Origin of the sequence: Paenibacillus sp. FSL L8-0470 (assembly GCF_038008625.1) — a bacterium.
Lineage (GTDB): Bacteria > Bacillota > Bacilli > Paenibacillales > Paenibacillaceae > Paenibacillus_AQ.
Genome location: NZ_JBBOZM010000001.1, coordinates 6048535 through 6070590, shown reverse-complemented (window position 1 = coordinate 6070590; position 22056 = coordinate 6048535). Strand labels below are relative to the sequence as shown.

General features: G+C 50.2%; 18 protein-coding genes. 10 read left to right on the top strand and 8 right to left on the bottom strand.

Features of this window, described 5'->3' with window-relative positions; genetic code table 11:
- The first annotated feature begins 49 nt into the window (after positions 1 to 49).
- A complete protein-coding gene (locus tag NST99_RS27655) occupies positions 50 to 982 on the top strand; it encodes a YhcN/YlaJ family sporulation lipoprotein (RefSeq protein WP_341095976.1) in 933 nt (310 codons plus the stop codon).
- A gap of 141 nt (positions 983 to 1123) precedes the next feature.
- Here NST99_RS27655 and nagA read toward each other — a convergent pair whose 3' ends face one another.
- From nagA to NST99_RS27620, 7 genes are all read right to left on the bottom strand, one after another.
- Positions 1124 to 2326, bottom strand: a complete 1203-nt coding sequence (gene nagA / locus NST99_RS27650; protein WP_341095974.1) for an N-acetylglucosamine-6-phosphate deacetylase — start codon at positions 2324 to 2326, stop codon at positions 1124 to 1126.
- Complete coding sequence (nagB, locus tag NST99_RS27645) at positions 2314 to 3042, bottom strand: glucosamine-6-phosphate deaminase (protein WP_341095973.1); 729 nt, start codon at positions 3040 to 3042, stop codon at positions 2314 to 2316. Before nagB ends, nagA begins: the two co-directional genes overlap by 13 nt.
- 5 nt (positions 3043 to 3047) lie before the next feature.
- Complete coding sequence (locus NST99_RS27640) at positions 3048 to 3920, bottom strand: MurR/RpiR family transcriptional regulator (RefSeq protein WP_341097773.1); 873 nt, start codon at positions 3918 to 3920, stop codon at positions 3048 to 3050.
- An 843-nt stretch (positions 3921 to 4763) separates the two neighbouring features.
- Positions 4764 to 6908 carry an FTR1 family iron permease gene (locus tag NST99_RS27635; RefSeq protein WP_341095972.1) on the bottom strand — a complete coding sequence of 715 codons (2145 nt, stop codon included), beginning with the start codon at positions 6906 to 6908 and terminating at the stop codon, positions 4764 to 4766.
- Positions 6909 to 7008: 100 nt separating this feature from the next.
- Positions 7009 to 8307 carry an iron uptake transporter deferrochelatase/peroxidase subunit gene (efeB, locus tag NST99_RS27630; RefSeq protein WP_341095971.1) on the bottom strand — a complete coding sequence of 433 codons (1299 nt, stop codon included), beginning with the start codon at positions 8305 to 8307 and terminating at the stop codon, positions 7009 to 7011.
- Positions 8308 to 8311: 4 nt separating this feature from the next.
- Positions 8312 to 9199, bottom strand: coding sequence for an iron uptake system protein EfeO (gene efeO, locus NST99_RS27625; protein WP_341095970.1), 888 nt, complete (start codon positions 9197 to 9199; stop codon positions 8312 to 8314).
- A 267-nt stretch (positions 9200 to 9466) separates the two neighbouring features.
- Complete coding sequence (locus NST99_RS27620; RefSeq protein ID WP_341095968.1) at positions 9467 to 10444, bottom strand: LacI family DNA-binding transcriptional regulator; 978 nt, start codon at positions 10442 to 10444, stop codon at positions 9467 to 9469.
- A 371-nt stretch (positions 10445 to 10815) separates the two neighbouring features.
- Between NST99_RS27620 and NST99_RS27615 the strand changes: the two genes are divergently transcribed.
- Positions 10816 to 11040 carry a helix-turn-helix domain-containing protein gene (locus tag NST99_RS27615; RefSeq protein ID WP_019908812.1) on the top strand — a complete coding sequence of 75 codons (225 nt, stop codon included), beginning with the start codon at positions 10816 to 10818 and terminating at the stop codon, positions 11038 to 11040.
- A 168-nt stretch (positions 11041 to 11208) separates the two neighbouring features.
- A complete protein-coding gene (locus tag NST99_RS27610; protein ID WP_341095967.1) occupies positions 11209 to 11970 on the top strand; it encodes a SagB/ThcOx family dehydrogenase in 762 nt (253 codons plus the stop codon).
- A 627-nt stretch (positions 11971 to 12597) separates the two neighbouring features.
- Here NST99_RS27610 and NST99_RS27605 read toward each other — a convergent pair.
- Positions 12598 to 12783, bottom strand: a complete 186-nt coding sequence (locus NST99_RS27605; RefSeq protein WP_038595962.1) for a hypothetical protein — start codon at positions 12781 to 12783, stop codon at positions 12598 to 12600.
- Positions 12784 to 13046: 263 nt separating this feature from the next.
- Here NST99_RS27605 and NST99_RS27600 point away from each other — a divergent pair, with 263 nt between their 5' ends.
- The 7 genes from NST99_RS27600 (at position 13047) to NST99_RS27570 (ending at position 21941) form a co-directional block, all read left to right on the top strand.
- Entirely contained in the window at positions 13047 to 14492 is a 1446-nt protein-coding gene (locus NST99_RS27600) for a spore germination protein (RefSeq protein WP_341095966.1), read from the top strand.
- 12 nt (positions 14493 to 14504) lie between these two features.
- Positions 14505 to 15587 carry a GerAB/ArcD/ProY family transporter gene (locus tag NST99_RS27595; RefSeq protein ID WP_341095965.1) on the top strand — a complete coding sequence of 361 codons (1083 nt, stop codon included), beginning with the start codon at positions 14505 to 14507 and terminating at the stop codon, positions 15585 to 15587.
- Complete coding sequence (locus tag NST99_RS27590; protein WP_341095963.1) at positions 15580 to 16680, top strand: Ger(x)C family spore germination protein; 1101 nt, start codon at positions 15580 to 15582, stop codon at positions 16678 to 16680. The genes NST99_RS27595 and NST99_RS27590 overlap by 8 nt, the downstream gene beginning before the upstream one ends.
- A 171-nt stretch (positions 16681 to 16851) precedes the next feature.
- Positions 16852 to 17865, top strand: coding sequence for an ABC transporter substrate-binding protein (locus NST99_RS27585; RefSeq protein WP_341095962.1), 1014 nt, complete (start codon positions 16852 to 16854; stop codon positions 17863 to 17865).
- On the top strand, positions 17846 to 18622 hold the full coding sequence (locus tag NST99_RS27580; RefSeq protein ID WP_341095960.1) for an ABC transporter ATP-binding protein: 777 nt from the start codon (positions 17846 to 17848) through the stop codon (positions 18620 to 18622). Before NST99_RS27585 ends, NST99_RS27580 begins: the two co-directional genes overlap by 20 nt.
- 50 nt (positions 18623 to 18672) lie before the next feature.
- Entirely contained in the window at positions 18673 to 19368 is a 696-nt protein-coding gene (locus tag NST99_RS27575; protein ID WP_341095959.1) for an ABC transporter permease, read from the top strand.
- 227 nt (positions 19369 to 19595) lie between these two features.
- Positions 19596 to 21941, top strand: a complete 2346-nt coding sequence (locus NST99_RS27570; RefSeq protein WP_341095957.1) for an S-layer homology domain-containing protein — start codon at positions 19596 to 19598, stop codon at positions 21939 to 21941.
- The last annotated feature ends 115 nt before the right edge of the window (positions 21942 to 22056 follow it).

Here is a 22056-nt window from a genome sequence, read left to right as displayed (position 1 = left end):
GATTGTTACGGTGCATACATCATAATTTAAAGAGATGGAGGATGAGTTCATGTTGCGATCAAAGATCAGCATGTCAGTCTCTGCCGCGCTGCTTCTGGGCATGGTCAGCATTACAGGTTGCGGTGACAATAACACTACAGATGGCAATAACGTTCAGACAAAAAGTGTACGGAAAATGAACGATGGCCGCATTAATACCAATTCCGTTCGGGGCAATGCCTTCGACAAAATGGAGATGAGCCAGGAGCTCGCTGACCGCATTGCAGCGATGCCGGAGGTACGCTCGGCAAATGTAATGATTGCCGGGAAAAGCGCCTATGTCGCCGTAGCCTTGGACCGGGCTGATGGCGGTATGAATGTGAGAAATACTGATAAAATACGTCCTTACAGCTATGGCGGCGGGCTCGGCAACAACACTTCCGGCATGCTGACCGGTCCGGAAATGACAGTGAATCCTGGAGAAGGCAGGGCAACTGGACCGATTATGGGCAATCAGGGAAGAGGGACAGTAACAGGTAATCCGGGCATGACCGGTACAGGAGGTTCGATGGCTGGTGTACCGAAGAGCCTGACCGGTACGGGTACTGTCGGAGGGGTAGGTACGGCCAATCCCAAAGCCTACCCCGGCAATGGCAATAACGGCATCCTGTCCGACAGCAATTGGGTCGATGGAACCCGGATGAAGCGCGATATCGACAATAGCATGGGGACAGGAATCGGGATCCGCAGCGTTGCTCCAAATAACAGCAATAAAATGACTGACAACGAAGATGTTACCGAGGAGATGAAGGACAAGATTGCTGCTGAGGTTAAGAAATATAACTCGGGCATAGACAACGTTTACGTGTCGGCCAATCCGGACTTTGTGGAACGGGCTGACTTTTATGCCCAAGAGGTACGTGCGGGCCATCCGCTCAAAGGATTTGCCAATGAATTCCGGACGATGGTCGAGCGCATCTTCCCAACACGCAGCGGATATTAATCCTGCCCTCAGACTGAGCTAGTATGCCTGAGAAATAACGGGATTATTCCATCAGCGGGCCGTTACAATAAATGCAGCCATCCTACCGGCTTCCGGTCTGGATGGCTGCATTTCAGTTTATATGCCTGGCAGTACTTCTGCTCAGATAATCGGTGAATCGGTGGAGATTGTGTGTCCGCCGATCCATACACCGTTCAGTTGAAGCTCATCATCCAGCAGCAGGATATCCGCGCGTTTTCCTGCTTCAAGCGAACCTATGAAACGCTGCATCCCGAGTGATATGGCTGGAGTAAGACTTGCGGCATTGGAGGCTGCTTGAAGACTGAGTCCCACTTCCTGTACCAGATAGCGGAAACCGCGAATCATGGTTAGCGTGCTTCCGGCGAGTGCATCAGGGTTATCCTTCAGTGTGGCAATGCCCTCCCTTACAATTACCGGCAGGTCACCGATTGTATATTCACCGTCGCTGAGTCCGGTTGCTGACATGGCATCCGTGATGAGCATCAGATTATTCCGGATTTTGAGCCGGGAAAGCACATTAATCGCCGCAGCATGCACATGGATGCCGTCGGCAATAATCTCGGCACGTATCCGCTCGTCAAACATTACGGCACCTGCTGTGCCCGGTTTGCGGTGATGCAGCGGAGTCATGGCATTGAACGTATGCACCGCCTGGTTTAAGCCGGCGTCTGCAGCCGCAATAATCTCTTCGAAGGTAGCATTGGTATGCCCTAGAGCTGCTGTGATGCCATGCTTGCGCAACCAGAGAATCGCTTCCAGTGCGCCTTCACATTCCGGCGCCAGGGTAACCTGGCGGATCATTCCCGGGTATTGCTTCTCCCACGCTTCAAGCCATGTGATATTTGCCGGGACAATATGCTCAGGATTTTGGGCCCCGGACCATTTTGGGCTGATGAACGGCCCTTCCAGATGCACTCCGGCCAATTGGGCGAATGGCATGCCGCCTTTGCGATAGTCAGCGACTTCGGACAAAACACGGTCGATGTCTTCCTTAGCTGCAGTCATGGTGGTGGCCAGCATGGCGGTTGTTCCATGTGAAGCATGAAACCGGGTGATGATATCCAGCGATGCCTGATCAGAGTACATAAAATCGTAACCGGCGCCGCCATGCACATGTACATCAACGAATCCGGGGATCAGCAGCCCGTTCTTGTCTTGGGTGCCTGCGGGCCAGTGGGCGTAAGCTTCCGGCAGCCAGGCGGTTTCTCCTACATATTGGATAACCTCTTCCGATACTGCGATCACGCCTTCTTCAATCAGGCCGGAGGGAGTCAGCACTTTTCCGTAGAGCAGCTCGCCTGGTGTTCTATTTATTTCAGCCATTTTGCAGCTCCTTCGTCCAGCAGAACGACCACATTAGGATGGCTCTGCAGCAGGGAGGCGGGACACTGTGTCGTGATCGGACCTTCCAGCGCGTTTTTGACTGCTTCTGCCTTCTCTTCTCCGCGCACCAGCAGCACGATTTGTCTTGCTTTGAGAATGCCGCCGATGCCCATCGTTACCGCCTGGCGGGGCACATCCTCCAGCCGGTCGAAGAAGCGGGCATTGGCTTCCAGTGTTTCTTCCAGCAGGTCCACGACATGCGTGCCGCTGCTAAGACTGGCATCCGGCTCATTGAACCCGATATGTCCGTTGCTGCCGATGCCCAGAATCTGCAGGTCCACCGGCCCGTTATCCTCGAGCATTTTGTCATAAGCGAGACATTCGGCAGTAAGATCCGCCGCATTTCCGTTAGGGACATGTGTCCGGGTAAGATCAATATCGACATGATTGAACAGATGCTCGTTCATGAAGCTGCGGTAGCTCTGGGGATGATCCACAGGCAGGCCCACATATTCATCCAGATTATAGGAAGAGGCTTTGGCGAAACTGACATTTCCCTTGCGGTGCATCTCTACCAGCTTGGCGTAGACGCCGACCGGAGAACTGCCGGTAGCCAGTCCCAGTACGGCTTTGGGGTTGCTCTGCAGCAGGCTGGCAATCAGGTTTGCGCCGGTCTGGGCGAAATCTTCTTCATTGCGGAATTTTAAAATGTTCATTTGAATTAACCTCCCCGTTTATGACGGTAATGTTGGACATTCAGATAAGATTGCTCCAGCTTGGGAATGAAATCGCCAAACCGGGTGCTGACCATTCCGGTGAACAGGATATCAATGATATGCAGCTGCGCAATCCGCGAAGCCATATCCCCCCGCCGCATTCCCTGCTCCAGCGAGGAGGAGAACAGCGGGATATCCGCCAGTGTGGCCAGCGTGCTGCTGCCGTAAGAAGTCAGCGAGATCGTGGCCGCACCGCTGGCTCCGGCACAGCTTAAGGCGTCGATCGTTTCCGGGGTTTCCCCGGAATAAGAGACCGCAAACGCCACATCGCCGGCAGAGAGCGAAGAAGCGGAGGTGATCTGCATATGTGAGTCTGCAAAAGCGGTGCAGTTCACGCCGATGCGGATCAGCTTCTGGTAGAAATCCTGTGCAACGATAGAGGAGGTGGCCATCCCGTAGAGATCAACCCGGCGAGCCCGGCACAAAACATCAATGGCTGCTTGCAGCCGCTCGAGATCGAGTAGTGAGGTGGTGTCCCGGATCGAAGTCAGGTGATTGGCCTGCATCGCTTCGACAATGACCGAAAGCGGATTGCCCGCGACAATATCCTGATAAGAGGAGCCGCCTTCCTGCGGCGAAGCATCGCTATGGGCAATTTCTGAAGCCAGCTTAACCTTGAAATCGGGGAAGCCTTTGAAATGCAGCACCTTACAAAACCTTGTAATTGTCGCGGGACTAACACCGCATTGCTCTGCCAGCTCCGTGATGCCCATATGGACAATCTCCGCTGGTGAGGCCAGAATGCGTTCCGCCAGCTTGCGTTCCATTTGGGATAGCTTTTCCTTCTCGTGCTCCAGGACATGCAGGATAGGAGAAATAAGCTCCACCTTCTTTTCTTAATGTGAATGAATGCAATCATTTTAGTGACTGAAATTATTTTTATTAATATATACATTTATAAGAAAATTATTTTCATATTTAGAATAAAACAAATCCCCAAGCTATGCAAGGGGGAGATTCCTACAATTAGCCTCCTAAGTCTGCTGGAGCAGTGCAGGGAGTTATGAAAAAACAAAGAAAAACCAGTCAGCTTCTTCTAGGGGAAGCCGGCTGGTTCAAATTTGCAAATGCTAAATGCTGCTAAATGCTAAATGCTGTGTGGGTCTTGGATCAGAAGATCAGATTGGAGGTGTAATCTGTATTACAGCTCCAAATTCAATATTCACCGTAGTTGCGACTGATCCTGTACTTTAAAGCCTTAAGTTCAATCTATATAGCGGGAAAAGTTGGAACTAAAAAGACGATATAACGTATATGAGGAAATTAATGGGAAATACGCCCGCTAATAACTCACAAATATAACTAACTGGGATATTTGTAGATATTAGCGGTAAGAATTCACGCAATTCAGTTGATAAGCAGTATTCGTACAAAATTAACGTGCATATTTCCCGCTGTAATTACATTAAGCGTATGAATACGCTGGAAAATGCACATAGTTGAGCAATTCCAATGTAGCCAAACCAGCAAACATTACTTAATGCTGAATGGACATTTTCGTGCATCGGAATAGACCTATAAGGGCTATCTTGACGGTTACCGTATATTCTCATGTAGTAATACACAGATTGCTTTTTGGAGCCGGAAAAAGAAAAATCCATTGCACAATCTACATTTAAAATTGCAGATTTATTGTAGTGGATGATCCTGGCGACTTAATATCAGCCTGCTGTCCGTGATTTGCCCACAGACCTGCCGCGCAGCATTTCCCAGAGAATAAACGCCAGAATGAGCACTTGGGGCAGTAAAGTCTCCCATGTTGGATACAACCCCAGCCAACCGACCGACGGCAGCCCATTCTCCACATGTGCCGGCAGTTTCCCGGCTACCTGCAAGGAATGGATGCTCTCGCCGAGAAAGCGGAAGACAAGATAGTAGATCAGCACCGTTGCTGCGCGGAAGAAGGCAGCGATCGGCAGCTTGGCGCTTAGGGCAATAATGGTATAACCCAGAATGATCAGCACGACCAGCGCGGCTCCGATCCCGAGCAGCAGCTGTGAGGTTGCTATGGATGGCGCCATTCCCACATAGAATATGGTCGTTTCAGCCCCTTCACGCAGAACGGCGAGCGCAGCTACCAAGAATAAAGACCATAGGCTGCCCTTAGCCAGCGCACCGTCCACCTGCCGCCCGACATATTTATTCCATGCAGCGGCGTTCGATTTACTGTGCATCCAGCGGCCGATTGTGAGCATCATTACTACTGCCACAAGTCCGGTAATCCCTTCAATCAGTTCACGCGCGCTTCCGGAGGCTGCTTGTGAAATGGTGTAGGTTAGCAAAACAGCCAGGCCTATACTACTGGCGAGACCTGCCGCAGCACCGGACCAGACCCAGCGCCGGGTCTTGGGGCCGCCGTCTCTTTTTACATAGGACAGCAAGGCGGAAAGTACGAGAATCGCTTCAAGGCCCTCACGGAGCAGGATTAATGCGGCGTCCCAGGCCGTATAGGCTGTGTCACCGGCCAGTGGAGTCAGCTCCGCGAGCATCGTGTCCATGGTAGCCAGCGCCTGATTAAGCTTCGGCGGATCGGACAACAAATCGCCGGTAACGGCTGCGCTCTCGTTCTCGATATTCGCATACACCTTGGGTGATGCGATCTGCACCTGTCCTTCGGCTGAAGGCCAGGCTGCAATAAACTGTTCCATGATTCCCGCCGCACCGGCACTGTCTCCGGATTCTGCTGCTGCTGAAGCTTTCTTCAGGTAGCTGATAAGCCCCCCGATCGAAGCAGGCTGTGCTGACACGTCTCCTGTGTCAACCGTCTTGCCTGCACTGTATTCGGCCAGCAGCGTATATAAAGCTTCGGCCTCCGCTTTTGCCGCCTCTTCGCGGAGCGGCTCGGCCTGCAGCGCAACGCGCAGCAGGCTCATCTTCGTCTCCAGCAAGCCGTAGACGGCGGGATTGTCGGCCCGGATGCCGCGCTCCGCCGGCGTCCAGCCGTTCACAACGGCGCGGTAGGCTTCCGCCGCCGCCTTCCAGTCGGCGCTGCGCGCCGCATCCCGCGTGCGCTCCGCCGCGGGCAACAGCTTCGCCGCCGCTTCGAGCCCGGCGGCGCTGGTGTCACCGCCGCCTGTGCCGGAGGCGGCGGTGACGTACGCGTCCACGCTTTTGGCCAGCGTGGACAGCGCGGTTGTCGCGGGCTTGCCGCCGCCCGCCGCCAGGGCTTCCGCCGCGCCAGCGAGCGCGGCTTCTACAGCGGCAGCCGGATCGGCGAGTGCCGGGTCCGGCGTGCCGCTGTTCGCGGTGCGCCACAGCGCCGCGAACGACTCCACATCGGCGGCGGCCGCATCCCAGCGGCCCTGGCCGGCTTCGACGAGCGCGCTGCCAACTGCGGGCAGCAGCTCGTCATGCCGGCTGTCTTCCGCCGCCACGGCAGCTGCTGGTTTGCAGAGCAGCAGCAGGAAGAGGCAGCCAAACAGTACGGCTGCCTTCAGCGCGGGAACTAACCCGCGCTCATGCAACCGCACCCGTTTGGTGCCCGTGCTTTCCAGTCTGCGCTCATGCAACCGCGCCGTTTTGGTGCCCGTGCTTTCCAGTCTGCGCTCATGCAACCGCGCCGTTTTGGTGCCCGTGCTTTCCAGTCTGCGCTCATGCAACCGCGCCGTTTTGGTGCCCGTGCTTTCCAGTCTGCGCTCATGCAACCGCGCCGTTTTGGTGCCCGTGCTTTCCAGTCTGCACTCATGCACCAGCTCTGGCTCGTGTCCAAGCGCCAATGCTGTCCCACTTTCATGCACCCGGCCCAGCTTACCCTTGACTTTCGCCTTGTACGGCAAGCCATATTTATACTGTCTAGCAAATAACATCGGGAGTGTCCCCTTTCAATAATGGACAGGCAAATCCGGGAAGGCTGAACGGATCTGCCTGTCAGCATGCTGGTTGCTGACTCATGCTGTGTTATCGTGTTCAGCCCAGCAGGGCTTCGCCGATATACCCGCCTTCGCGGACACCGGGGAAGCAGGCGAATACCGCACTGCCGGTATGAACCATATATTCATTCAACCGGTCGTTTTTGGACAGACGCTGCTGGATGCTGACGAATTGTTTAATGAGATCCTTCTGGAAGCTGATGAACAGAAGACCCGCATCCAGCTGGCCTGTTTTAAGATCCATTCCACTGGAATAGGAGTAGGAGCGCCGGAGCATTTTGATCGTGCCGTCACCATGGGCCAGCGCGGAATGCGAATCCGGCGGGATGACGGGCTTGCCGGAAGCATCGGCGGCGTCCAGTTTAAGTTCGGCGAATTCGTCAGTGGCTCCAATTGGCGCGCCGCTGTGCCTGTGCCGTCCAAAGGTCGCTTCCTGGTCGCTCAAGGTCGAGCGGTCCCAGACCTCAATGCGCAAACGCACACGGCGGACAGCCATGTAAGTGCCGCCGTTCATCCAGGCAGGCCCATCGCTGCTGCTGGTCCACACAACCTTGCGCATTTCGGCATCGTCTGTAGCATCGGGGTTGCCTGTTCCATCTTTAAAGCCTAGCAGATTGCGCGGGGTGCCTCCTTTCGGATCAGCTCCCGCTGTACGCTGGAACCCTTCCTGGGTCCAGCGCAGCACGGCTGTGCCGCGGGCAATCCGTGCGAGATTGCGTATGGCGTGGAACGCCACCTGCAGATCATCAGCACAAGCCTGTACACAAAGATCTCCGCCGCACCACTGCGGCTCCAAACTGTCTCCCGTAAAGGCTGGGAGGTCGGCAAGTGAAGATGGACGTTTCGGGGCTAACCCAAATCGTCCATCAAAAAAAGCCGGTCCAACCCCAAACGTTAGCGTACACCGGGAGGGGGTCAGGCCATCGGCTTCTCCGGTATCGGACGGCGGAAGATTAGGATTGTCGTTGACATTGCCGATCAGACTGCCGGAGGTCAAAGCCGCCGCAGCCTCTGTCCATGACTTCAACAGCTTTTTCACATCGTCCAGCTTCGTTGTTGTCAGATCAAACGCCGCAAAGCAGAGAAAGTTCTGTGCAGGTGTAATAATTCCGGCCTGGTGTGCTCCGTAGAACGGGAGGGTATCGGCGGCAGGAGCCAACGAAGCTGCGGGTGTTTTGGCAGCGGATTGGCGAGCGGCCATCAGCCCTCCTGCACCTGTGCCGCCCAGCAGCAGACCGAGCCCGGAGGCACCGGTAAGCCGCAGCATATCACGGCGGCTTAGCTTTTTATTTAACATTTGCTCACTTTTGAATTCTTCCTCAGGCTGCTTTTTCATTTGGTCACACTCCTAGAATAGTCCCCATGTTGGACAGAGGTTCAGCTAAGGCATCCAGATTCTGGCTCAGCTTGCGCACTTCGTCTTCCTTGAGTGTTTCGTAGGAGACATAGCCGTCACCTGATTTAAATGGAGCGAGTTCGTCCAGTAGTGCCGTAAACCGTTCGCCGATGGTCTGCTCGAGCTCTGGGTCCTTTTTGGCAAGCTCGGGTTTCAGCAGCTCGTAGATTTTTTGCGCACCTTCTACATTGGCGACAAAATCATACAGATCCGTGTGTGAATAACGTTCTTCCTCGCCGGTCACTTTGGAGGAAGAGACTTCGTTCAGCAATTCGACTGCACCGGTAACGAGCAGATTTGCATCAATCTCCGCTGTTTCCACCTTGGCGCGCAGGAGCTGGGCATCCTTTAGCAACCGATCGGCGACTTCAGACATGCCGTCAGTCGTACTGTTTTGCCAGAGGGCCTGTTCGATTTTATGGAAACCGCGCCATTCGGCCGCATCCACATCATTTTCACGGGCATCGATATTGGGATCAAGATCTCCGAGCGCTTCGGCAATCGGTTCAATCCGCTCATAATACATACGGGCCGGGGCATACAGCGCCTTCGCTTCGTCGAGACTTCCTGCTTTGACGGCGTTCGTAAAGTTTTCCGTCTGCTTGACGAATTCGTCGCATTGTTCAATGACGTAGGTCCGGTATTGCTCAATGGCTGTAGAGAAATCGGCGGCAGTGGCATCAGCTGTAGTAACCGGAGCTGCTGTAACTGCGCTGCCATTTACTGCAGCCTCATTGTTGTTATCCTTATTATTATTCTCATTGCCGCTGCAGCCTGCAAACAGAATGGAAGCAGCCAGCAGCCCGGCGGGAACAGCGTAACTAAATTTCAATCAAAACACCCCTTTTTCTAATGTAAGAACTTGTATGCAAATGATAATCGTTATCAATTATGCTGGAATTATCATAAATCCCTGCACAGTGGCTGTCAACAAAAAAATGTGATATTTCTCATAGCTGAAAAAGAGCAATAAAAATCCGCCCCTGAAACAGGGACGGAAGCAAAGCGCATCCAGGCACCTGTAAAGCTGCGGATGGGATGTAATCAAGTATTTAATTGTAAATGAGCCGCTGGTAAAGGCAATTCAGAAAGGATTCCTTTAAACGGTAGAGCGCTCAATAATCCGGTATGCCAGCTTGCGGTACACCGGGAGCGTACTGTCCCCGCTGATCTGTTCATGGATAATCCGGAAAGCAGAGGCTCCCATCTCGTATAGCTGATTATCAATTGTAGTAATCTCCAGCAGCCGTCCGATCGGCTGATTGTCAAAGCCCATCACTGCCAGATCTTCAGGAATGCGCAGCCCGTGCTTGCGTGACTCGATTATCAGTCCGGCTGCGACATGGTCGCCGGAAATGATAACCGCATCAGGCCGCTCCCGCATCTCAAGCAGCGAGCGCGCTGCGGCCGCTCCGTGTTCTTCGGTCATACAGTCGTAGATCATCCATGCTTCCTGAAACGGTAGCTTGTTCTCGGCAAGAAACTCACGAAACGCGGATTGGCGGATGGAGGAGGAGCTACCATTCTGTCTGCCTTCGCAGTAGCCGATTTTACGGTATCCTTTGCCAATCAAATACTGCAGGCCGTGACGGAAAGCAGCGTAATGCTCAATATACACAGAGGAGAAACGGCGTTCCCCGCTGTTCTGGCAGGTTACAATCGGACCGTAGGCGGTGTATTCCTCAATGACTTCGGGCTGAAGTGCTGTGGATACGATAACGACACCGTCAATTTCTTTATTGCGCAGCATTTCAAGCACCTTAAGCTCTTCCTCAGGTGAATAATTGGTCTGGCAGAGAATCAGCCGGTACTGCGCGAGCAGCGCCTCATGAGCAAGGCCGTCCATGACAATGGAGAAATAAAAGAAGTTGATAAACGGCAGGATCACCGCAATGGCTCCGGTACGGCCGGTAATCAGATGCACGGCGTTCATATTCCGCGTGTAGTTTAACTGCTCTATGGTATCAAGCACAGCGGCTCTTTTGTCTTTACTCACATAAGGATGATTATTAAGCACACGCGACACGGTTGTTACGGAAACACCGGCGATGCGGGCGATTTCTTTTATATTGGCCATCGGCGCAGCAGCCTCCTGAGTCAGGGGTATAATGATTTTATTTTATCACATCTCCCCTTGGAAACCTCCCGAATAAAAACACTTGCTATGGAATCCATTTCATAAATTACACTGGGGTTGCAACAGCTTACCGGATAAACCGGCGTTACCGAAAGGGCGTGACGGACCGGTGATGCCTGTTATTTTGCCGCCTAGAGGCGGCTTTTTCAATATAAAAAAATATGGCACGCCTTGTCCTTGATCCCTTTCTCCGCTACTGCCCATTTTAGAGCAGCGGCAGCACCATTAACATGCCCCATACATAGTATGATTTGACTGTATCCCTTTACCTTGTTATACCAAACAAACCCGAGCAAGGAGGGGTGACACCATTGAAAGGGAACGAACATCATAGCAAATTTCTGTTGACGCATCGCGAGCGCGAAGTATTCGAGCTTCTCGTGCAGGACAAAACAACACGGGATATTGCCGGATTGTTATTCATCAGTGAAAAAACCGTCCGCAACCACATCTCCAACGTCATGCAAAAACTAAACGTAAAAGGCCGTTCGCAAGCGGTTGTCGAGCTGATCAAGCTTGGGGAGCTGAAAATATAGCTGCCGTGCTTTCGCAGTGATGAATGCGTTTAAGCCTTCTTTTACCCTTCGGGGTGAGGGGAGGTTTTTTGTTTACTCACCAAAACAACTAAATAGTGAGTTAGATCACAAACTAATTTTTATGACATGATAAATTAAAGCTATTAAGGTAATTCAGGAGGATCTGTGATGACAAGATATGAACAGCAAAGGCGCTTTCTTAAATCTAATTTTCATGAATTTAAACATATAAAAACAGATAAGATCAAAGGAATTACACAACCGCCAATTGTTAAGCCATTTGAATCGAAATCACTAATTATTGATTTGCCAAAGGTGAGCAAAGACGTTGTGTGTACAGAGAATATTTTTGATTGTATAAATCAGAGAAGAAGTACAAGATTTTATTCAGCGGAAACTTTAAGTCTGGATGAGTTATCCTATTTATTATGGGCTACCCAAGGGATTACTGGTATTAATAAGAACGGACTTACGCTGCGAACTGTACCCTGCAGTGGGGCGACACACACATTTGAAACCTATTTAATTATTATGCGGGTAGAAGGCATTCAACAAGGAATTTACAGATACCTTCCTGTCGAACATCAGCTATTATTTATGTTTGAATTAGATGAACTTGAACAGAAGATTGATGCTATTACTTTAGATCAGCCATTTGTCCCTAACTTTGCAAAAAAGGCTTCTGTCCTGTTTGCATGGAGTACAACACCATATCGCTCCGAATGGAAGTATGATATATCAGCTCACAAAAAAATCCTCATCGATGTTGGACATGTATGCCAAAACCTTTATTTATCCAGTGAATCTATCGGTGCAGGTGCTTGCGCAATTGGAATTTATGATCAAAAGCTAATTGATGAGATTTTAGAATTAGACGGTGATGAAGAATTTGTTATCTATCTTGGCGCAGTTGGGAAGAAACGAGAATAGATTGTTTCCTGACCAATTTGTTTTGCTTCTATTCTTGACTATCACGAGGAAGAAGACAAGAAAATAATAACGGATGTTGCGCCTGTAAGGGTGATAGCCGAGAAGGATGCCAACAGAGAGTTTTTTAGTGCTGAGACTGGCAGTATTGTTTATCATACCTCCAATAAGGATTGTATCATTCATTTGCGAAAAGACCCTTTATTAAGAGTGAGACGCAAGGTATGAGGATTGAGTACGATGGACAACTCCCTACAGTCACGCTTACTGTCTGCTATCGTGGTCAAACTTTACAGGTAACAGATATTATTATTGACACGAAGATCTGGCGTGGACGGACTTTGAGGGCTATCCTTTCGAAGATGTGGGTTCGGGATTATACATCCGTAAATATGCGGTGGAAGAGGATTACCATGTGCTGGTCAGCGGCAGGAGCCTCGACAAGGCCCCTGATACGGTTTTACCTTGTGAACCCGACCGGAGAGCAGAGCGATCTACGGCATGTGGAGGATTGGAAGTTATAATTGGAAACGTAAATAAAAGGCCGTCAGCTCCGGAAGCTTAAGTTCCGGATATGGCGGCCTTATTTCATAAGAAGGTTAGTCAAGCTGTATCTGAAAGCTCATGTGGCTAGTGATATTTGATGGTCTTAATGCGTGACTCTTGTTCATAAGTAAGCGGGCTCGGGGTTTGAGGCGTGTGCAGGTGCCGCTGCACGGTGTATTCCATGTTCCGGTAATCTTCCTCTCCTGAAACGGTCCATGGCTGCCAAATACCGGATACCCAATTCTTAATTTCCTTTAGTCCTTCAAGCATTTCCTTCATCCTCCTTGAGCGATGAAATCAATAGATTTTTATTACCTTGGTTACGCTTACATTATAGCATGACTGATCTGTTTTTAAAAGAGTTGTCCACGGGAAAAAGACAAAATTTATAACTGAAAACAGATGTTTAAAAGGTTTTGTGTCTTCCTGAAAGATTGATGTCTCTATACAGAAGACACTCTCAAATCAAAGCATCCGTTTCATACGCATTCATAAATATCAATGAAAATTTTGGAGATACTACCTTAAATCTTATGGCGAAGGGCGTGGTTAATATCATGGATTCAGGTTCGCAGAATACTCTTACGCTCGGACATATTCTTAAAGAATTTGATCAATGTGCCGATTTGATTCACAGGACCTTTCCGGATATACAGACGGATATTGTGTACTTTCCAGCTATTGTGGACAATACCTTGTTTATCAAAGAAATTCTGGAGCCGTTTTCCCGCGTTCAGCTTCAAGAAGCCGAACAACTGTTCAAGCAGTCACAATTCCTTCAAGTGACTGATAGCAAAGCAGCGGTTATTGGCATCCTGGAGGGCTGTGTCGCTGTCTCTCACCGGGACAGCATTTATTTATTGAATGCTTATAAACCGGAGGCCCGCAATGTTCAGCAATCTGAGACGGAAACCATTATCGCGGGTCCCCACGATGCTTTTGTGGAGTCAGCATTAACAAACCTCTCCTTAATCCGCAGCAGAATAAAAAGCTCCCATTTAAAAATCAGAAAGTATTCTATCGGAGAAATATCCAAAACAAGTGTGTATGTTCTTTACATCGAGGATATTGCCAATCTGACCTTTGTTGAGGACCTGGAGCGGCGGATTCAAGGAATAGAAACAGATGCTATTAATGACGGAGGGACGTTGACCCAATTCATCGAAGATAGACCGAATTCGGTGTTCCCCCAATTTTTGACCACCGAAAGGCCGGATGTTGCTGTATCCAAGCTGGCTGCCGGGCGGATCATCACGATTATTGACAACAGCCCGACAGTCATCAGTGCTCCGGCCGCTTTTTTTGAATTTTTCTCCTCCCCGGATGATTACTACCAGCGCTGGACTTTGGGGACGGCTCTGCGGCTGTTGAGATTACTGGCCCTGATCATTACGATCACTTTTACAGCCATGTATGTCTCCGTAACCACCTTTCATTACGAGATGATCCCCGAAGCGCTGCTGAGAACGCTGGCGGAATCACGCAACAAGGTGCCCTTTCCACCTGTATATGAGGCACTGCTTATGGAGATCATGATTGAGCTGCTGAGGGAGGCGGGTGCGCGTCTCCCTAGCAAGATCGGACAAACAATCGGGATCGTAGGCGGTATTGTTATCGGACAAGCGGCAGTACAGGCCGGTCTGACCAGTAATGTGCTTATTATTGCTGTTGCTTCATCTGCTATCGCCTCTTTTGTCATTCCCAGCTATATGATGAGCGCCTCCATCCGTCTGATCCGCTTCGGGATTATCATCCTTACCGGAATATGGGGGAATATGGGACTTGTAATGGGAATCGCCCTGATTGTGATTCATTTATCCAACCTGACCAGTCTGGGCTCATCCTATATGATCCCTGTTGCACCTATGAAATCCGCTGATTGGAAGGATGTATTTATCCGTGCGCCATTCTCCATGTTAAGAACCCGGCCCTCACAGGCACAAACGTCTAATACGATCAGGCAAAAAAACAGAAAGTAGGAATGGCAGGCTATGATGGACAAACTTCGCCCCTTTCATATTACCGTTCTTGTCTATATGGCGCAGGCCGGGATCGTGATGTTTACGTTACCGCGCAGTCTGGCCGATTATTTTGGCACGAACGGCTGGCTGGTTCTGATCCCCTGTTTCCTGCTGTCGTCATTTAATATTTATTTGATTTCTCTGGTCTTTCGGCTAGGCAAGGGACGCTCCGTCTTTGAAATCATGGAACAGTCTATTCCTAAGTGGATACTCTATCCTTTTTACATAGGCTTAGCGTCTATCTGGCTGATCTTCGCCTGCATGATCGGGAAAAAGTATGTGCTGTTATTTCAGATGCTCTCTTTCCCGACTACGAATCCGATGATCTTCAAGCTTGCTATGGACATCCTTCTTTTTCTAATCATTATCAAAGGGATTTATTCGATATCCAAAACAGCAACGCTTTTTTTCTGGATGACGACATGGATGTTCCTGCTGCTGCTGTGGTTTTTTCCGGCCTTCCGCTGGGAGAGATTCACTCCGTTCATTCTCGAGGGTGGACATGACCAGGTTAAAGGGGGAATAGAAGTGTATGCCGCATTTTTGGGTTATGAACTGTCCATTCTGCTGTTTCCTTACGTGGAAAAAACGAAAAAGTCGATGACCGCCATTTATCTCGGTAACACAATTTTAACCCTATGCTACCTTTCTCTCTGTCTTATTTGTTTCGGCTTCTTCAGCCTGGGCCAGTTAAAAAAGCTGCTGTATCCCGTGCTTGATTTGCTGGCCTATATCCAGTTTCCATTCATTGAGCGGCTGGAAAATTTGCTCTACGGCTTTTTTCTCTTTTTAATTCTGATGACTGTCGCGATGTACTGGTGGGCGGCAGAGGAGGCTCTAAAGAGAATCGTACCGAAGTTAAAGACAACGGTACTGGTATTTGTAATGATTGCTGTTTCCTACGGTATCTCTTTTATCCCGAAGACTTTAGATGAGGTTAACGTCTGGATCACCAATCTGGGTTATGTGGCAGTTGGAATAGCCTTTGGATTTCCGAGCTTATTACTTATGGTGCTGTTAATTCAGGGAATTGGGAGGAGCTCAAATGAATAATAAGCTGTTCATTTCAATGACTGTTTTGCTGCTATTAACCGGCTGTGAAAGTGATGAACGGATTCTCGAAAAGCTGGGCATGGTGCAGACGTCAGGCTATGATTTGTTGGAAAACAGTAAGCTAAAGGTGACCTCCTGCGTTCCGGTAATTGATCCTAACTCCGCTATCCGCCGGGAACTGCTGACTGCGGAAGTGAACAGCATCAAGGAAGCGCGGCTGCATTTCTCAAGGCAGACCGACCTGAAGGTAGTCAGCGGACAGCTAAGAGAGTCCATGTTCGGAGCGAAGCTGGCAAAAGCAGGTGTGGAGGATTATATCGATACGCTGCTGCGCGATCCTTCCATCGCGCTCGGCGTCAGAGTAACTGTTGTTGAAGGTGATGCCGGAGAACTGTTGACCAAAAATTTCAAGCCGCATACAGATACTGGACGTTATATTACCCATATGCTGGAGAAAGAGGCTGCCGGCAACAGCATCCCGGCAACGACTTTTTATGAGTTTTCCAGGGATTACAACGATGAAGGAATTGATCCCGTTGCTCCCATAGTGAAGGATGACGGGAACAAGGTACTCATTGACGGTATTGCTTTGTTTCAAGAGGACCGTTATGTTACGAAAGTTTCGGCTAAGGACGGGATTATCTTCGGTCTATTCCGTGATGATCTGAGACAAGGAGAAATCGCAATCAATTTAGGGCAAGAGGACGGCAAGCAGGTCGTTGTCATGTTCAGCTCCTTGTTAAACAAACGTAAGATCAAAGTGCATCATCTGGGGGACGGGCGTTTTAAGATAGATCTCTCTGCCTCGATCAAGGGTTCGGTGCTTGAATATACCGGCAAGCAGAAGCTAAATGAGGAAAAGGATAGAAAGGAATTGGAGAAGCAGATTTCAGAATATATTACAGCCAAAGCCCAGAAAATGGTCCAGCAAATGCAGCAGTATAACGTGGACAGTCTCGGAATCGGTGTGCACGTCAGAAACAGCTTGTCCTACAAGAAGTGGAAGGCCCTGAATTGGAGAGAGGTATATCCTGAAATTGAGGTGGAGTGCCAGACGAAAGTCACTATTAAAGACTACGGGAAATATTCATAAAAGAGCTTGTCTGCGATTTATTTCAATTTAAAAATATACAAAATAGGACAATGGGTGTAAAATTGCAATTACTTAATGCTTCCCGGGGGAGCATGACGGTTTTTGCATGCCTATATGTGAATTAATGCGCATGGCAAGAGTACTAGAAAAGAGATGGAGGCTACGAGATTCATGGGGAGAAGAAACTGGAAACAAGTAATGATGCTGTTTTTGCTGGTCGCTGCGGTCAGTATGGTTGCCGCTGGCTGCGGAACTTCAAGCAATAATACTGTGTCGAAAAATACAGGAGCCGCTGCAGGGGAAGCAAAGGCGGACACGAATGCACCGGCTGAAGCGGTTACGGTGTCGCTTGGTCTGCTGCCTTCAATTGATGCCATTCCTTTCATCATTGCCCACGAGCAAGGTTTTGACAAGAAACATAACGTCAATCTGGATATCCAGACCTTTAAGAGTGCCAAGGACCGTGACGTGGCCTTCCAAGCTGGCAAGGTGGACGGATTGAGCGCTGATCTGGTGGCGATTTCCATCTACAACGAGGCCGGTCTGGACGTGAAGATTACCAGTACAACAACAGGTGAGTTTGATCTGCTGACCGGGAATGACGAAATCCAGGAAGTGAAGGATCTGAAGGGCAAAACGGTTATTCTGTCCAAGAATACCTCTACCCAATATACCGTTGCCATGATGCTGAAACAGGCAGGTCTGACGGAAGAGGATATTACAGTAACCGAGGTTCCGCAAATTCCGACGCGGCTGGAGCTGCTCAAGAATAAAAAAGCCGACGCGGCTGTTCTGCCTGAGCCATTCGTCACCATGGGCAAAACCTCGGGACTGCGTGTACTTAGCTCGACGGTATCAGCAGGCGTGAATCCGTTCGTGCTGGCGTTCCCGCAAAGTGCGATCGACGCTAAGGGACAAGCCATCCGCGATATGTACACAGCGTATGATGAGGCAGTGGAGTATATGAAATCCCATGACCAAGCGGAATATATTGATCTTATTATCAAAGAAGTAGGCTATCCAGACACACTGAAGGATGAAATTAAAGTCCCTGAGTACCTGCCTGCCTATCAGGTGGATGTGAAGGAAGTTGAGGCGGCATTTGCCTGGGCACGGGAAAAAGGCCTGCTGACCAAAGATATATCGGCTGAAGAAGTGATCTCCGATGTCCAGTTTAAGAAGTAGCGGACTCCGCATTAAAGAGCTTCAAGTTGAATATAAAAACGGTCAACTGGCTCTGGGACAAGTCAATCTGGATTTGCCGCAGCATGGCATTTATACGATAATCGGCCCCTCGGGCAGCGGTAAATCTACACTGCTGCGGGCGATTGCCGGCTTGCTGCCGGGTTATCAGGGCGAGCTGCTGTTCAACGGGAAATCCGTGCATGACAAAGAAACACTGATTGGCCTTGTTCCGCAGAACTACGGTCTGCTGCCCTGGAAGACCGTTCATGACAATATTCAAATGGCGATGAAGATTACCCGGCCTGCGGGCGGCAGCAAGCAAGAACGGGAAACGCAGATTCATCATTGGCTGACGTCGATGGGAATTTCCGAATTGAGTGGCCGTTATCCGCTTTCGCTGAGCGGCGGCCAGCAGCAGAGGGTAGCGATTGCCCGGGCATTTGCCATTCTGCCGACGATCCTGCTGCTGGACGAGCCTTTTTCAGCGCTCGATGTCATTACACGCGAAGCACTGCAGCAGATTTTTCTGGACAATTGGCTGGCTAACCCAACTACGACACTGTTTGTGACCCATGATGTGGAAGAAGCGATTCTGCTGGGCCAGAAAATTATCGTCATGCCATCGGTCAAACAGGACACCCCGGAAATTCTCGACAATAGCGCTGTGTTCGGCATGAAGCATGAGGACAAGCGGGAAAGTAATGAGTTTTTCGAGCAGACCAAGCAAATCAGAAAGGTAATGCAGGAGAAATGGTGAAAAAACAGCAGCTTCATCACGTGTTGCGTTTGTTGTTAGTATTCCTGTGTATGAATATCATCTGGTATATCGCCTACCTGCTGATGAATCATTCCATTCTGCCCAGCCCCGGATCTGTGTATAACGCGATGTTTCACTTGGGGGCCAGAGAGGTTATGCTGAATGTTGGCTACAGTCTGCTGCGGATCTTTGAAGGTGTTGCACTGGCACTGGTAATCGGTCTGCTGATCGGTCTGCTGATGGGCCGCTCACCGCTTTGGAACAGACTGCTCGATCCGGTCGTTTACCTGACCTATCCCATTCCCAAGATTGCTTTGCTGCCGGTGGTGATGCTGTTCTTCGGTCTTGGTGAAACCTCCAAAGTGCTGATGATTATGCTGATTCTGCTCTTTCAGGTCATCATCTCCGTGCGCGACGGCGTCAAGGCAATTCCTGACAGCACCTACGATGTGCTGACCAGCATCGGTGCAAGTGCGGGGCAGAAGTTCTGGAATGTGACGCTGCCCGGCGCATTGTCGGTCATACTCAGCACGATCCGGATTTCGCTCGGCACTGCGATTTCCGTGCTGTTCTTCACTGAGATTTACGGGACGGAGCATGGCATGGGCTTTTTCATTATGGATGCCTGGCTGCGGTTGGATTATCCGGAGATGTACGCGGGCATTATGCTGTTCAGCCTGGTCGGATTTGTGCTCTTCCTGCTGGTGGATGTACTGGATTATAAGTTTATGAAGTGGCGGAATTAATAGAACGAGGTATGAATATAAAGCTCACCTTTCCTATTATAACGCTATTACCGGCTTTCTTCGGGAAGCCGGTTTTTTTATATCGTTTTATACGCGGGCGGTGATTTTATGCAGTTGCTGTAATTTCCTGTCGCAAATATAATATGGAAAAAATATCTATTTTTCTTTATAATTAGAGGGTGTTTATTCGAAGACGCAAAGCTACAAAACTTTGAGGAGGATGACTTTTGAACAGCAACAGCAATCAGTTTATTCATCAGACCGCAAAAGCGGCATTGATTACTACAGTAGCGCTTGCGCTGCTGCTTCCCGCCGGGTTTGCTTCGGCGGAATCGGGCTTAGTGCCGCCTGCGGCATCAGCCGAGGCAAAGAGTGGCGGAACAGCGGCGAGTTCCGCAAGGGCGGATGCGGCCCTTGCCAAAATTACACAGGATGAGGCCGTTGCCAAACTGCGCGAGCTCTTCCCTGTTCTAAAAAGTGCAAACGTCACCCGTGTTCAGTTAGGCAACAACGATTACTATTCAGCTGGCACCACGCAGATGGCATGGACCATCGAATGGGAATATCAGGTAGACAGCGGGGGCTATGGGTTCTCCAGCATCATTGATGCCGTTACCGGGGATCTGATCAATACATATATTAATGTCCCCCTTGTGGATGATACCGCTTACTATCCTCCCAAGCTCTCGCGGGCGGAGGCTCTGGAGAAAGCACGAAGTTTTATTACCGCGGCAATGCCCTCGCTGAAGAGTGAAAATATTCAGCTGGTAGAATCGAGATTTTCAGATCTGGGCAGTGAAGTGCTTTTTGGTCCCGTCCAATATTCTTTTAATTTCAATATGCTGAGGAACGGGATACTTTCGGTTGCGGATGATTTAATCATCGGTATCAATGGGAACGGGGAGGTAATCAATTTCAACAAAATGTCCGCAGTGCAGGCATTACCGTCTGCCAAGCCGGCTATCTCCAAGGAACAAGCGAAGAAGACTTTCACGGATAACTTTAATGTCGGACTGTACTATACTCCGGTATACAAGAATGGAAACGTAGCAAGCTGGATACTTGGCTGGAAGGTGGAAGAGCAGGCCTTGTATTCGATTGATGCCCATACGGGGAAAAGACTGGACAACGAAGGCAAGGAAGCTTCGTCCATTCCCGTATCCCATGAGACCGTTCCGCTTGGCAAAGAGGTTTTCCAGCCGCTTGCTCCCGGCAAAGAGCTCACTGTGGAGGAAGCGGTCAAACTGGTAGAGAAGGTGGCTGCCCTTCCGAAGGACCGCAAGCTGGTCAGACAAGCGAAGAGCACCGCTTACCAGCGGCTGGATCAGAAGGTCTGGATGCTGACGTGGGGAGCGGATACGGAGGGGATGCAATCGGGAATGCCGCGCCATTCCTACGCGGAAATTAATGCGGTTACAGGCGAGATTACCCAGTTCCAAATGGAACAGTACATGTATGGGGAAGAGGCTAAGCCGCAGCCTGTTCCCGCAGGCAGCAAGAAGCTGACCCCGGCTGAAGCTAAGCAAAAGGCACTTGCGCTGGTCAACCGCATGTACAATAAAGCAAGCAGCAATCTTAAACTGGTTGAACATGGCGGAACATGGAGCGTGAAGCCTGACGGGAAGGGGTACCGTTATGAATTTATAAATTATTATCAGGGCATACCTGTAAGCGGCAATAATATTTCTATTGAACTTGATCTTTACGGTGGACTTCAAGCCTATACTGCCGGCGGCAGTTTAGATTATTCGAAGCTCACAGAAGTGCCGGCTCCGGCAATCTCTAAGGCGGAAGCGCTGCAAAGCTATCTTGGCCAGTATGACATGCAGCTGCAGTTTGTTCGTTTAGGCGGATATTCCGGTAATGGCGGCATTGGTGATTCGACAGTGAAGCTGGTATATGCCCCGCTCACGGCTGACAACGGTGAGATGAGTAAGGTGCTGGATGCCAATTCCGGGAAATGGGTTTCGCTCTACGAGCGTAACGGACGGACAGCAACTGCTGGTGAAGCTGTAGACCTGAAAGGGCACCCGGCCGAAAAACAACTGACCGAGCTGCTGAAATACAAAGTGCTTACTCTGGATGAAGGCGGCAAAGTAAATCCAGACCAGGAAATATCAACTGGGGATTGGTGGACGCTGATTGCAGACGCATCGACAACCTATTACAAGGGCTATTCGGGTGCGGAGAGCAAAACGGTGGCAGGTGTGAGTCCCGAAAGTCCATATTACGATGCCATAAACTATGCCGTAAACCGTGGATGGATCAGCAGAGATACCGTGGTCCGGCCGGAGAGCAAGCTTAGCCGCGAAGAGTTGGCTGTCCAACTGTCTTTTTTTCTGAAGTATGGTAAGCTTTCCAGCTTCCTCGCGAATGATGCCGTCGTAAGCAGCTTCAGCGACAGCGCAGCTATCAACTATAAAGGTGCTGTGGCGCTTGTTGTGAAGCTTGGACTGCTGGAGGGCGAGAATGGAAAGTTCGACCCGCAGCGGATTGTAACCAAGGCGCAGGCTGCCATTGTTATCATGAAAATGGTGGAACTGCAGGGCAAGCTTGATCAGCCTATCGTATAATAGAACAGTTAAAAAAGAACGGAAAAAAGACCGGACCGGCAGGCACAGCTTACAGCTGCGGCCTTCCGGTCCGGTCTTTTCCTTCTATTTCTTGCTGAAACGGTACCGTCCTTAA

Coding starts and splice junctions, on each gene's coding strand:
- efeB (WP_341095971.1), bottom strand. CDS start 8,307: ATGAAAAAGCAGCCTGAGGAAGAATTCAAAAGTGAGCAAATGTTAAAT.
- NST99_RS27590 (WP_341095963.1), top strand. CDS start 15,580: ATGAATAATAAGCTGTTCATTTCAATGACTGTTTTGCTGCTATTAACC.
- NST99_RS27580 (WP_341095960.1), top strand. CDS start 17,846: ATGTCCAGTTTAAGAAGTAGCGGACTCCGCATTAAAGAGCTTCAAGTT.
- NST99_RS27610 (WP_341095967.1), top strand. CDS start 11,209: ATGACAAGATATGAACAGCAAAGGCGCTTTCTTAAATCTAATTTTCAT.
- NST99_RS27575 (WP_341095959.1), top strand. CDS start 18,673: ATGAATATCATCTGGTATATCGCCTACCTGCTGATGAATCATTCCATT.
- NST99_RS27600 (WP_341095966.1), top strand. CDS start 13,047: ATGGCGAAGGGCGTGGTTAATATCATGGATTCAGGTTCGCAGAATACT.
- NST99_RS27585 (WP_341095962.1), top strand. CDS start 16,852: ATGGGGAGAAGAAACTGGAAACAAGTAATGATGCTGTTTTTGCTGGTC.
- NST99_RS27635 (WP_341095972.1), bottom strand. CDS start 6,908: ATGTTATTTGCTAGACAGTATAAATATGGCTTGCCGTACAAGGCGAAA.
- NST99_RS27655 (WP_341095976.1), top strand. CDS start 50: ATGTTGCGATCAAAGATCAGCATGTCAGTCTCTGCCGCGCTGCTTCTG.
- nagA (WP_341095974.1), bottom strand. CDS start 2,326: ATGGCTGAAATAAATAGAACACCAGGCGAGCTGCTCTACGGAAAAGTG.
- nagB (WP_341095973.1), bottom strand. CDS start 3,042: ATGAACATTTTAAAATTCCGCAATGAAGAAGATTTCGCCCAGACCGGC.
- NST99_RS27605 (WP_038595962.1), bottom strand. CDS start 12,783: ATGCTTGAAGGACTAAAGGAAATTAAGAATTGGGTATCCGGTATTTGG.
- NST99_RS27620 (WP_341095968.1), bottom strand. CDS start 10,444: ATGGCCAATATAAAAGAAATCGCCCGCATCGCCGGTGTTTCCGTAACA.
- NST99_RS27595 (WP_341095965.1), top strand. CDS start 14,505: ATGATGGACAAACTTCGCCCCTTTCATATTACCGTTCTTGTCTATATG.